The sequence below is a fragment of the Burkholderia sp. E168m15 genome (assembly GCF_016586105.1).
Lineage (GTDB): Bacteria > Pseudomonadota > Gammaproteobacteria > Burkholderiales > Burkholderiaceae > Burkholderia > Burkholderia orbicola.
This window is the reverse complement of record NZ_BCPO01000113.1, coordinates 1-13,140: the sequence shown is the minus strand read 5'-3', so window position 1 is coordinate 13,140 and position 13,140 is coordinate 1. Positions and strand designations below refer to the sequence as shown.

The window sequence follows — 13,140 nt, the reverse complement described above, 5'->3', positions numbered from 1 at the left end:
GATCCGCCTCGAACNGGAAGGCCTCGCGGCGCTGCGCGCGCACGGGCTGCGCACGCTCACGGTCGGCGGCCCGTTCGCGGCATTCGATCGCGTGGCCGTGATGTACGCGCCGTTCGCGTCGCTGAGCAGCCACGACGTGATGGCCGGCATGCTGCCGTCGCGCGTCACCCGCGACGCATTCGCGCAGCTCGACCGCGCGCGCGACATCACCGCGCAGCACCGTCTGTACTACGACTTCGAAGGCGTGTTCGACGCGCACGGCGACTTCTACCTGAGCGATCCGTCGACGGTCATGACCGATGCGCCGAAGCTGAACGTGGAAGGCATCGTCCGCGAGATCGGCACGCTACGCGTGATGCTCGAGGACGGCATCGCGCGCGGCGCGATCGAGCTCGCGCATCCCGGCATCACCGAGCACTTGCCGCCCGACGCATTCGTGCAGAAGCCGTCCGTCATCACGCGCATCCGGATGCGGTTCGGCGGCGCGCCGCTGCCCAAGGCCGCCCATGCGCTGGTCGACCGCTCGAGCCTGTTGCGCCAGCAGGTCGCGCTGGCCGGCGAGGCCGGCTGGAAAATCGTGGTGGGCCGGCCCGGGCGCGGCAGCCGGATCGATACCGCGAAGCAGCGGATCGTGCTCGACGGGCAGTTCCACGGCGCCGGCACGCTCGTCTACACGCTCGCGCACGAAGCGCAGCACGCGGTCGAGACGATCACGCGCCGCCTCGCGCTCGACCGTTCATCGCCGCAGGCGCTTGCCGACAGCGCGCTGATGGCCGAAGCGCGCGCACAGGCGAACGCGTTCGCGGTGCGCCGCGAAATCCTCGACGATGGCGGCATCGACATCGCCAGGGACGCCCATCTGCCCGATGCGATCGCACGCGAAGCCGACCACGCGATGCCCGGCGACGAAGCCGGGCTGCGCCGGCTCGCGGCCGCCTTCGGCGACGTCGCGCCGTCCGTGCCGGGCCACGCGACCTATCGCGCGTACTACGCGAGCCAGGCCGATGCGATGCACGCGCTCGGCGTGCCGCGCGAAATGCCGGCGCCCGCGCCGCAGCCGGCGTCGAACGCGCCGATGCCCGCGGCGACGGCGGACGCCGCGCGCCGCCAGCATGCGCTCGATCACCTCGCCTCGCACGGCAAGCGCGACCTGATCCGCATCGACGGTTCGCAACTCGCGTCGCTCCAGCAGATGAAGGATGCGTTCGGCACGAATGCGCACGTGCTGATCGCCGAGCATGAAGCGCGGCCGGACGCGTCGATCGACGCGCGCCATGCGCAGCCGAAGTTCGTCGCGAGCATGCGCACCGACGAGCACGGTACGTTCGTCGACAAGGCGTCCGCCGATCCGGCCGTGTCGATCCCGGACGCGGTCTATCGCGCGCTGAAGGACAACGGCAGCGCGGAACGGGCGAACGTCGATTTCTACGTGTCGCCCGTGTCGCTTGCGGAATTGCGCGAGTACGGCGGCGCCGCGCGGATCACCGCGCGCAGCGATGGCCGCACCTGGGAAGCCGAACCGGCCACGACGCCCGACGCGGACGTCGTCACGACGCTGCAGTCGCTCGCCGACGCGCCGCGCTTTCGCCGGCCGAAACAGGCGGCGAAAGCGGCCGGCGACGGCGCGACGCTTTACGCGATCGACAAGGAAACCGGCAAGGTGCTCGGCTACGCGACGCGCAACGCCGCGCACGACTGGACCTATCACGAGTCGACCTCGCTCGGCGACGCGACGATCGCGCCGCGCGATCTCGGCGCCGCGTTCCGCCGACGCGCGCGCAACCTGTCCGGCGGCCGGCGCGGCGTGCGATTCGTCGTGACGGACGTCACGCACGACACCGTCGAGCGCTACGGCGGCTTCGCGCCGGCGGAAATGCGCAAGGCGCTCGGCGACGAGAAGCCGCCGATGCAGAAACTCGGCACGCGCGTACAGCGCGGCCTCGCGAAAGCCGACCCGGGCGTGCGCCGCAAGATCGCCGAGATCGAAGGCGCCGACAGTCCGTTCCTGCCGCCGAAGCTCGTCCCGGACAGCGAGCAGCTCGCGATCGACTTCAGCGGCGCGAACACGCTGCACCTGATGCGCGCGCTGGAGCTGAAGGCGCTGCGCGGCGATCACTACGTGTACGTGTACGAGACCGATCATCCGGTTGCCGAATCGCTGCATACGCGCCGCGGCATCATCGCGATCCACGACGGCAACGCGCGCTGGTACGACGACGCCGAGCAATTGCGCGACCACCCGGACGCGGGCCGCCCGCTCGACGAGATGCCGCTCGGGCGCGGCCCGTTCGGCGCGAACCAGCACTTTCTGCTGTCGACGCTCGCGCCCGAAGCGTTCGATCCGCGCGCGACCGCCACGCAGAAAGCCGCGCTCGCGCAACGACTCACGCAGCTGCTCGACGAGAAGTCGTATTTCGATGCGCTGCCGCAGAAGTTCGACCTCGCGACACGCTGGATCCGCACGCAGATCGCCGGCCAGATCGATCGCGTGAAAGCCGCGCAGGCCGACCTCGCCGCGGCCCAGCAAGCCGCGCAGCCGGCGGCCGGCGGCTCCACGGGCCCTGCCGGCCGGGTGCGCAATGCGCTGCGCGGCAAACGCGGCCGGCGCAACCGCCGCGCCGCGAATGCGGCAAACGCATCGAACGCGCCGGCCACGCCGAAGCCGCAGAAGCCACCGAAGACGCCGGCGGCCAAGCCGCTGACGCTGCGGCCCTACCAGCCGAGCCTGGGTTCGAGCACGGTCGCGGAATGGGTGATGCGTTACGGCGCCGCGAAGGTGACCGACTGGTTCCCGACGATCGACCGCGTGAAGGCGGTCACCGCACGCAAGAACCAGCCCGATGCCGGCGGCCTCGCACTGACCGACGAACCGCAGACGATCCTGGCCGACGCACCGATGCTGAAGGCGCTCGGCATCCCCGTCGGTCTCGCGCGCGAGGTGTCGAGCATGCCGTCGCGCGGGCCGGTCGCCGATCCCGGCGGCGATCACAACCGCTTCGTGAAGTGGATGCAGGCGTATGCCACGCGCCACAGCGCGGCACGCATGATCGACAAGCGCGCGATCCAGGCGTTCGTGCGCGCGCCGGCCGAGATCCAGGACCGCGTCGCGCCGATGGCGCGTGCGTTCAACCTGCGCGACGATCCTGCGCTCGCGGTGCGCTACGTCGAGCAATATGGCGGCGCGATGCCGGTGGTGTCGATTCCGGTCGATCCGCACACGCTCGCGGCCGCGCGCGGCGGCAAGCACGATCCGGCGTTCATCCGGCGCGCCCGCAAGTTCGGCTCCCCGATCGGCGCGCGCTACAACGAGGCCGACGCGACGATCACGCGCGAGGCGCCGGACGGCACCACGCGCACGCTCGAGCTCGACGACATCGCGCATCTGCACAAATGGCTCACCGCGGCGTCGCACCATGGCTTCCAGCTTCGTCTCGAAGCGGCGTCGGGCCGCCCGCTCGTCTCCGCGGACGACCGCCGTACGATCGCCGGCACCAACGACAGCTATGCCGAGTACACGCGGCTGATGACGTCGTTCGAGACGTGGTCGCACGATCACGCCGGCGAACCCGCGCCGAACGTGATGCTGAGCTTTCACGGATGGGACGCCGTGCTCGAGCCGGTGCCGGGCGCCGGTCACGTCGAGCTGCTCGATGCACTGCTCGACCGCAAGGCGATCGACTGGCTGCACGTCGGGCTGTCGTACGGCACGCACGGCACCGACTTCATCGCGAACCAGGACCTGACGCGGGCGCTGGCGGAACGGATCGTCGACTATTACCAGACCGACCGTCACGGCAAGTTCGCGCGACTGCACGGCGCCGATGCGCTCACGCGCGTCTTCGAACCGGTGAGCCCCGAGGCGTTCGCGAACCAGCAGCAGGTGCTGTTCGCGGAGATCGCGCGCATCGGCAAGTCGAAAGGGCTGTCCGACGACGCGCTCGCGACGCTGCGCAGCGAACTGTACGAACGCAACACGACCGCGCTCGTCAACCAGGCGCGCAAGGCGACGATCGAGCATGCGATGACGCAGTGGGCGTCGGCCGATCATCCGCCCGCCACGCGCACCGAAAAACTCGCCCGCCGCTTCGGCGAGCGCTGGCTCGCGGAAGCCGGCGGCCGCGCGCCGGCCCGCGGCACCGTCGTGTCGACCGCCGATCCCGCCGGGCCGCTGCCCGACAGTCGCGCGTACTGGCAGTCGGTGGTCGAGCGCGAAGCGCTGAAGAACGATCCGTCGAAGCCGATCAGCGTCGGCCGGCAGATCGCGGCAAACCCGAAACAGGCCAAGATGATCGAGGAACTGCAGGCGCTCGCGCAGATCAACGCGCTGCGCGTGCATCGGCCGTCGTTCCGCAAGGCGGAGCTGTGGAAGTCGATCGGCTTCAGCTCGCTCGTCACCGGCGCCGGCGCGCTCGTGATCGCCGATACGCTCGGCGCGACGCACGTGCTGCGGCAGGACATGCTCGGCAGCGCGACGTCGTCGTTCCTGCTGGGCTCGCGCCTGGGCCGCGTGTTCCAGGTCATGCACCAGGGTGCGGTGCGCAGCCTGCAGGCCGGCGACCCGAAGGCCGCGCAGGCGGTGCTCACGCGGCTCGAAGTGACGCTGTCGCGGCAGCTGCGCTCGGGTGCGCACGATTACGGCCAGAACCGGCGCGCGCAGCTCGAGCAGATCTCGAACGAAGCGCGGACGCTGGCCGCGCAGTATGTCGAGCTGAACCGCGTCGGGCTGATGAGTTTCGACGACGCGACCACCCACATCAAGGCGCTCGCCGCGGACGTGCTCGCGCAGATGCAGGGCACCGTCGGCGGCACGTCGCTGCAGCAGCTCCATACCGGCAACCCGCGCCACCTGTTCGGGATCGCGGGCCGCGCGGGCGCCGCGATCACGTCGACCGCGACGCTCGCGGTCGGCATCAGCGGCGTCGTGCACGCGCACGGGGCGTTCGATCTCGCCTACGGCTCCGCCGCCATCGCGAGCGGTGCGTTCGGCGCCACGTATGCGGGCCTCGTCTACACGATCGGCGCGCACCGCGTGAATGCCGACAAGCGCAGCCGCATCGTGCGCTTCACCGATTCGGCGAGCGACTTCATGGCCGTCGCGTACGGCGGCCTCGGCACCGGCGTGCAGTGGAGCGGCGGCCATTACGACCTCGCGATCGCGACCGGCGTGTCCACCGCGCTGCTGCTCGGCGGGCGTCTGAACACGCATTTCCCGAACGCGACGCCGCTGATCAAGAAGATCCCGACGGCCGTCGTGCTGATTCCGGTCGGCGCGTTCGCGTACAAGCTGATCGAAAGTCTGTGGACGACGTTCTTCGGCTCGGGGTCCAGTTCGTCGAATCAGTCGAATCAGTCGAATTCGTCGCAGTCGAATCTCGCGCCCGGCGTTTCACCGAGTGCTTCGGCAAGCGCGTCGGCCAGTCCTTCTGCAAGCGCCTCGGCGACTGCATCGCCCAGTGCGTCGAGTGCGTCGCCTGCCGCGCCGGCTTCGCCGTCGGCCAGCGCCACGCCGTCGACCGCGCAACCGTCGGGGTCGCCGCAGCCCTACATCGTCGTCGCCGGCGATTCGCTGTGGGTCATCGCCGACCAGCATCGCCAGTCGCTGCTCGACGCCGCGCACGTGTCGCGCACTGACCAGCAGGCGATGACGCGCGGCGAGCAGGACACGCGCGCGTTCAACGAGATCCTGCAGCTCAATCCGTCGGTTTCACGCGATCCGAACCGCCTGTCGGTCGGCACGCCGCTGATCGTGGGCTGATCGTGGGCTGATAGCGGCGCGCGGGCCGCGTGGCGCCGCGCGCACCGGTTGCGCGCGGCATGCCGCATCACGCCGCCCGCTGATGTTCCAGCCACGCCTGGAACATCAGCACCGTCCACAGCTGGTGCTGCCAGTTCATCCGGCCCGTCTGGTGCTGGCGCCACAGCCGCTCGACCGCCGCCGCATCGAAGAAGCCCTCTTCGCGCAGGCGCGACGGCCGCAGCAGCGCGTCGGCCCAGTCGCGCAGCGCGCCGCGCAGCCAGTGGTCGACGGGCGCGCAAAAACCCTGCTTCGGCCGGTCGATCAGCTCGGACGGCACGTACCGGTCGAGCAGCCGGCGCAGCAGCGCCTTCGACTGCCCTTCCGGCAAGCGCACCGACGCCGGCACGCGCCACGCGAATTCGACGACGTGATGATCGAGGAACGGCATGCGCGTCTCGAGGCTCACGGCCATCGCCGCGCGATCGACCTTCGCGAGAATGTCGGTCGGCAGGTACGTGAGCGTGTCGATCGCCATCGCCTGCTCGGCGAAGCTCAGGTGCGCGGGCCAGGCGGACACCGTGTCGAGCGGCGTCGGCGGCTCCTGCCCCGACAGCGCGAGGCGCTCCGGATGATGCACCGACGACATCAGCAGCCGGTACAGCCCGATGCGACTCTCGGCCGTCATCACATGGCCGAGCTTGTGCAGGCGATCGCCGATGCGCGACGCGGATTCGCGCGCTTCCACACCGCCGCCGAACGCACCCTGCGCGACGGCCGCGAGCTGGTCCGCGTGATCGGGCCGCAACGCGTGCAGCGCGGCGGCGATCCGCGCACGCACCGCCGCCGGCACGCGATGCAGCTTGCGCCACAGGCGTGGCGTCAGGAAGTAGCGCGTATAGCCGCCGAACAATTCGTCGCCGCCGTCGCCGGACAAGCTCACCTTCACGTGCCGGCGCGTCAGTTCCGAGACGAGAAAGGTCGGGATCTGCGACGCATCGGAGAACGGCTCGTCGTAGATCGACGGCAGCTTCGGCACGACGCCGAGCGCATGGTCGGCCGTCACGTAAAGCTCGGTATGGCGCGTGCCGAGATGGCGCGCGACGGCCTTCGCGTAACCGGCTTCGTCGTAGCCGGCCTCGTGGAAGCCGATCGTGAACGTGTCGACCGGCGTCGCCGATTGCGCCTGCATCAGCGCGACGATCGCCGACGAATCGATGCCGCCCGACAGGAACGCGCCGAGCGGCACGTCGGCCTCCATCTGCCGCGCGACGGCCTGGCGCAGGACCGTGTCGAGCTGGCCGACGGCTTCGCCGGCGCTGCCCTCGAACGGCTGCGCGCGGCCGGCCTCGATCGCCTGTTCGAGCGTCCAGTACGCGCGCAGGCGCGGCGTGTCGCGCGCATGTTCGAACTGGATGTACGTGCCGGGCGGCAGCTTGCGGATGCCGCGATAGATCGTATAAGGCGCGGGCACGCTCGACTGGCGCAGGTACAGGCACAGCGCGTCGCGGTCGACCGTGCCGTCGAAGCCCGGGTAGCCGCGCAACGCCTTCAGCTCGGACGCGAACACGAGCGCGTCGCCGATCCGCCCGTAGTAGAGCGGCTTCTCGCCGATCCGGTCGCGCGCGAGCGTCAGCACTCGCGACGCACGATTCCACAGCGCGAACGCGAACATGCCGGTCGCGCGGCGCAACGTGGCCTCGACGCCCCACGCGACGATCGCCGCGATCAGCACCTCGCTGTCGGAGTGACCGCGCCACGCCGGTGCACGCCCTGCGCGCTCGAGCTCCGCGCGCAGTTCGCGATGGTTGTAGATTTCGCCGTTGAAGACGAGGACGTAGCGACCGCACGCGGAAGCCATCGGCTGCCGGCCGTGCACCGACAGGTCGACGATCGCGAGCCGCCGGTGGCCGAGCGCGATGCCGGCATCCGGGTCGACCCAGATGCCCTGCCCGTCCGGCCCGCGATGCGCGAGGCTCGCCGTCATTCGCGCGAGCGTGCCGCGCGCTGTCTCCTCATCGAAGGCGACGCTATTCAGAAAGCCGTCGATTCCGCACATTGATTTGTCTGCCCCTGTTGACCTGGTCCGTCACGGGTGGCGCAACCTCGCGGCCCGCCGTCGGGCGTGACGGTCGAGCCATATTACGAAGAAATAAATCAGCAATAATTCACCAGTGAATGTCGGCGAAATCCGGAAAAAAATGGACGTCAAGCGCCGTACGCCGACGGTCGAGCGATGGGGTCATATCGAACCCGGCCGGATCGCCGGCAAGCATTGCCGACAAAAAAAGGGGCTTGATGCGATGCGACGCCAACCCGCCACGCCGCCGTCAAGCGGCGCCGGTCGCCCATTTCAGCAACTGCGCGACCGCGCGGAAATGCTGCGGCTGGATCGTGCCGTTCTCGGGCGTCGTCTCGTACAGCGCCTGCGCGAGCCCGACGTTGGCGAGCGTCGGGCGCAGCGCGTCGCGGGCCAGCCGCACGATCCGCTCGGCCGCGTCGCCCTCGCCGCGCGCGAGCACCCACGGCAGCGAGCCCATCCCGCCGTAGTAGAGCGCGACGGCCACGCGCGGCGAATAGACGACCACCGACGCATAGCCGATCCGGTCGGGCAGCGACGCGAACTGCGCTTCGCGCGCGAGCTGGCGGCGCTTCGCCTGGATGTGCGGATCGCCTTCGTCCTCCTTGTGCTCGCGCCGCACTTCGTCGATCGACATCTTCATCTTCTGGTTGAACTCGTGCCGCTGGTGCACGATGTCGATCAGCGCCATCACGATATAGATCAGCGCGGCCCAGCCGAACAGCAGCATCAGCAGCTTCACGATCAGCGCGAGGATCGAGGCCGGCCGCGTGAAACCCGACTGCACCGACGGATCGAGCGACTCGACGATCAGCCAGCCGAGCGTCGCGACGAGCAGCGCCGTCTTCATCAGCATCTTCGCGAGATTGACGAGGTTGCGCAGCGACCACAGGTTCTTCATCCCCTCGGCCGGGTTGAGCCGCGACAACTGCGGCACGAGGCGGCTCCACGCCATCACGCCGCCCACCTGCACGAAGCCCGCGAGCAGCCCCGCCTGCAGCCCGGCCGCGACGATCTGCGCGGACAGCGTCGCCCAGTCGCGCGCGGCGCCGTCGATCAGCGCCGCGAGCCGCGCGGACGGATCGGCCGCGCCGACCGCGTCGAACACGAGCCGGAACAGCGCCTGCACCCGCGCGAACAGCGCGCCGATGCCCACCGCGAGCGCCACGCACACGCCGACGAAGAACGCGGACGACACCGTTTCCGCGCTCTTCGGCACGTCGCCTTTCTCGCGCGCCTCGCGCAGGCGCTTCGCGGTCGGCTTCTGGTCCTTTTCGGCCATCCCGGCTCCGGCGCGCTCAGCCGCCGCCGTGCGCGGCGAACAGCGCGCGCAGCAACGCCATCAGCCCGCTGTCGGGGCTCAGCAGCGAATGCAGCGACGCGTACACCACCGGCAGGAACAGAATCATCATGAGCACCGCGAGCGCGCTCTTCAGCGGCTGCGAGAACACGAAGATGTTGAGCTGCGGCACCGCGCGCCCGACCAGGCCGATGCCCAGCTCGACGAGCACCAGCACGATCGTGACCGGCGCCGCGAGCTTCACCATCCATTCGAAGATCGTGTCGGTCTGCCGCACGATGAAGGTTTGCAGCATCGACGAGAAATCGGGGCCGAGCGAGCCGATCGGCCACCATGCGTACGACTGCGCGAACAGTTGCACGAGCACCTGCAACCCGCCCGCCGTGACGAACAGCGCGATCGCGACGAAATTCAGGAATCCGGAAGTCGGGCCGCCCTCGTGGCCGCCCATCGGATCGAAGAACGCGGCGCTGCCGCTGCCGGTCTGGAAGTCGATCAGGTAGCCGACACCCTGGATCGCGAACAGCACCGCGCTGAACGCACCTGCGAGCAGCATGCCGACCATCGCCTCCTTCGCGACCAGCAGGCACCACATCAGGAACGGCAGCGCGGCGACCTGCGCGGCATCGATCGTCGGCGCGACGAACGCGGCGATCACGACCGCGATCCCGTTGCGCACGAGGCCCGTGATGATCTGCTCGTTGAATACCGGCACGACGAACATGATCGGCAGCAGGCGCGGCATCACGTAGAGCAGCGGCCGCAGCATGCCGGCGACGTCGTTGAAGCCCGCGGCCTGGTCTAGCATCGGCGCTCCGCGGCGGCAGGCGGGGCGGGATCGTCGGGCGCGACGGATGCGGCGGATGCGGCAGTTTCGGTGGCGATGTCGGCGTCCGTTTCCGCTTCGGTCATCGCCGCATCGAACGCGGCCGCGGCCTCCGGCGGCGTGGCCGCATGACCGGCCGCGGCGCCCGCATCGCCCGCACCAGCCACCCAGGTGCCGCCCGTCGCGAAGCGCCGTACCGCGTAGCCGTCCGCGACTTCGTCGGCGTCGCGCTCGACCCGCGCGGCGCGCGCGTGCAGCGCCTTCTCGCCGGCCTTCTCCAGCTTGTCCTCGGCGGCCTTCGCCTTGCGCGCGGCGCGCTGCAGGTCGGCGAGCGTCGCCTCGTGGCCGCGATGCACGTGCGCGGCCTCGCTCACCGACGCGTTCGCGGTGCCGATATGCCGGTCGAACGTACGCGTATCGGCCGCCGCGTTCTGCAACGCGCGGGCCTCGCGCACGTCGTCGGCGAGCCGCGTCTGGATCGCGGCCTTCGCGGCCACTTGCTGCGCGAGCTGTGCCTGCGCGGCCGCGAGCGCCCGCCGGCTCTGCGCGGCGATGCCCTGCTGGCGCGCGGCCGCGACGCGGGCGATCTGGCTGCGCATCTCGCGTACGCGCTTCAGGCGGGCGAGCGTCGCGAGCACGAGGCGGTCGTCGGCTTCAGACATGATCGTTCGCCAGCTTCGTCAGCTTCGCGAGCAGCGCGTCGAAGCGCACGTCCTCGTCCGACGCCTGCGCACAGAACGCACCGATCGCGTCGCGCGCGCGCAGCGCGAGATCGCCGAGCCGGTCGCTGCCTTCGCGATACTCGCCGATCTGCACCAGCAGCTCGATCTCCTGGTACTTCGCGATCAGCTCACGCACGCGCGCGGCCGCATGCTGGTGCGCGCGGCTCGCGACGAGCGGCATCACGCGCGACAGGCTCGCGAGCACGTCGATCGCCGGATAGCGGTTCGCGAGCGCGATCTTGCGCGACAGCACGATGTGGCCGTCGAGGATCGAACGCACCTCCTCGGCGATCGGGTCAGATTCCTCGTCGCCTTCGACGAGCACCGTGTAGAGCGCGGTGATCGACCCGTGCGCCCCCTGCCCCGCGCGTTCGAGCAGGCGCGGCAATACCGCGAACGTCGACGGCGGGAAGCTGCGCCGCGTCGGCGGCTCGCCGCTCGCGAGGCCGACTTCGCGCTGCGCGCGGGCGAAGCGCGTCAGCGAATCGACCAGCAGCAGCACGCGCTTGCCCGCATCGCGGAAGTGCTCGGCGATCGCGGTCGCGACCAGCGCGGATTTCACGCGCTCCATCGCGGGGCGATCGGATGTCGACACGACGACGATCGACCGCGCGCGCACCTCGGGCGACAGGCTGTGCTCGATGAATTCGCGCACCTCGCGGCCGCGTTCGCCGACCAGCGCGATCACGTTCACGTCGGCCTGCGCGCCGCGCGCGATCATCCCGAGCAGCGTGCTCTTGCCGACGCCGGACGGCGCGAAGATGCCGACGCGCTGCCCGATGCCGAGCGTCATCAGCCCGTCGATCACGCGCACGCCGGTCGGAAACGGCGTGTCGATCATCTTGCGCGCGAGCGGATTCGGCGGGTCCTGCTGCGTTGAGACCCACGCGGCGCCGGTCACCGGCCCGCGATCGTCGAGTGGCCGGCCGAGCCCGTCGAGCACGCGGCCGAACAGCGCCTCGCCCACCGGGAACACATGCTCGCGTCCGGACGGCACGACGGTCGTCTCCGGCGACAGCCCGGCCACGTCGCCGAGCGGCGTGAGCAGCGTCGTCTGCCGCGAGAAGCCGACCACCTCCGCGAGCAGCGTCGGCTGGTTCGGCGTGCGCAGCTCGCAAATCTCGCCGAGCCGCGCGCGGATGCCCGTCGCGTTCAATATCTGCCCGACTGCGTGGTTGACGCGGCCCTGCACCGACACCGGCGAGAAGAACGCGAGCCCCGCGTCGAGTTCGCCGACCAGGCGGCCGCGATCGAACGGCGCGCCGTCGTCGTCGCCGAACGGTGGCGGATCATCGAGCGGCGCGTTCATCGCGCGGCACCCTTCAGCGCGTCGCGGCGGATCGCCTGGCGCAACGCGTCGATCTGCAGGTCGAGGCTCGCGTCGATGCGCCCGGACGGCGTCTCGACCGTGCACGCATGGCGTTCGAGCTGCGCGTCCTCGACGATGCGGATCTTCTGCCGGTTCGACTGCCCCGCGAACGCGCCGTCGAGCGCGTCGCGCATCTCGTCCTTGCGGCCGGGTGCGATACGCACGATCAGGAACGCCTCGTCACGTACGAGCGGCGCGATCCGCGCGAGCGCAGCCTCGTACAGCTTCTGCGTGCTCATCTCGCCGACGATCGCGCGCACGGCCTTCACGACGATATCGGCCATCGCGTCCTTCATCGTCTCCATCGTACGCGTGGCGGCGAGCGCCTGCGTGTACGCCTGCGCGGCCTGCTCGCGTTGCGCGCGGCGCATGCCTTCGTCGTAGCCGGCCGCCTGGCGCTTGTCGAATTCGCGCTGCGCATCGGCGACGATGCGCGCCGCCTCTTCATGCGCGGTCGCGATCACCGCGGACGCGTCGAGCAGCGCCGCGTATTCGCGCTCCTTGAGCACCTTGCGTTCCGACAGTAGCTGCAGGTTGTCGCTCGTGATCAGAAAAGCCAGTCCCATGACGCAAGCCTCTCGGGAATCAGAAACAGGAACATCAGTTCACCGAACTGATCGCGCTGCGCGCGGTTCAGCCAGTACGGCGCCTCGTCGTCGATCGCGCGGTTGAATTTCAGGCGCACGCGCCGCGCGACCGCGTCGCCGGCAACGCCGATGAAATCCGCGAGCAGCCGGCCGCCGCGCGCCCGGATCACGACCGGCAGCGCGGCGGGATCGGCGCGCCACGGTTCGAGCGTTTCCGCGAGCGCGCCGAATTCCGGCGCGCGTTCGAGCGCGAGTTCGAGCGCATCGCCGCCGAGCCGCGCCGCGACTTCCGCGCGGATACGCCGCCCGGCCAGCGCGTCGCGCAGCCACATGCGATGCAGCAGCAGCCCCGCATACGCGGCCAGTTGTTCGAGCGCCGCGCCCGGCAGCAGCGCGAGCCGCGCGCATGGGTTCGCGACGTCGAAGTCGTGTCGGTCGGCCACGCCGTTCACAGCGAGCAGGTGCCGCGCGAGCAGCTTGCGGCCGGCCGCGCCGAATGCGTCCGGCGAACGGTAGCGCGCG

Annotated in this window: 8 protein-coding genes; 1 reads left to right on the top strand and 7 read right to left on the bottom strand. The window is 70.4% G+C overall.

Translation table 11 applies throughout. From position 1 onward, the window contains the following. Positions 1-5,755 (top strand): LWXIA domain-containing protein (locus JMF86_RS18260; RefSeq protein WP_201317099.1); only part of this gene is annotated, 5,755 nt, incomplete at its 5' end. A 67-nt stretch (positions 5,756-5,822) separates the two neighbouring features. Here JMF86_RS18260 and asnB read toward each other — a convergent pair. The 7 genes from asnB to JMF86_RS18225 form a co-directional block, all read right to left on the bottom strand. Next, on the bottom strand, positions 5,823-7,793 hold the full coding sequence (asnB, locus tag JMF86_RS18255) for an asparagine synthase (glutamine-hydrolyzing) (protein WP_012339697.1): 1,971 nt from the start codon (positions 7,791-7,793) through the stop codon (positions 5,823-5,825). 271 nt (positions 7,794-8,064) lie between these two features. Further along, positions 8,065-9,096 (bottom strand): EscU/YscU/HrcU family type III secretion system export apparatus switch protein, encoded by a 1,032-nt coding sequence (locus JMF86_RS18250; protein WP_012339696.1) that lies wholly within the window; start codon positions 9,094-9,096, stop codon positions 8,065-8,067. Between the two features lie 16 nt (positions 9,097-9,112). Beyond that, complete coding sequence (sctT, locus tag JMF86_RS18245) at positions 9,113-9,922, bottom strand: type III secretion system export apparatus subunit SctT (protein WP_006480861.1); 810 nt, start codon at positions 9,920-9,922, stop codon at positions 9,113-9,115. After that, entirely contained in the window at positions 9,916-10,602 is a 687-nt protein-coding gene (locus JMF86_RS18240) for a hypothetical protein (RefSeq protein ID WP_125381598.1), read from the bottom strand. The genes sctT and JMF86_RS18240 overlap by 7 nt, the downstream gene beginning before the upstream one ends. Then, positions 10,595-11,971: a type III secretion system ATPase SctN gene (gene sctN, locus JMF86_RS18235; protein ID WP_012339694.1), complete on the bottom strand. Its 1,377-nt coding sequence runs from the start codon at positions 11,969-11,971 to the stop codon at positions 10,595-10,597. Before sctN ends, JMF86_RS18240 begins: the two co-directional genes overlap by 8 nt. Continuing rightward, positions 11,968-12,597 carry a type III secretion system stator protein SctL gene (sctL, locus tag JMF86_RS18230; protein ID WP_011547299.1) on the bottom strand — a complete coding sequence of 210 codons (630 nt, stop codon included), beginning with the start codon at positions 12,595-12,597 and terminating at the stop codon, positions 11,968-11,970. Before sctL ends, sctN begins: the two co-directional genes overlap by 4 nt. Continuing rightward, a partial coding sequence (locus JMF86_RS18225; protein WP_201317098.1) for a SctK family type III secretion system sorting platform protein occupies positions 12,579-13,140 on the bottom strand: 562 nt, incomplete at its 5' end. The genes JMF86_RS18225 and sctL, both read right to left, overlap by 19 nt.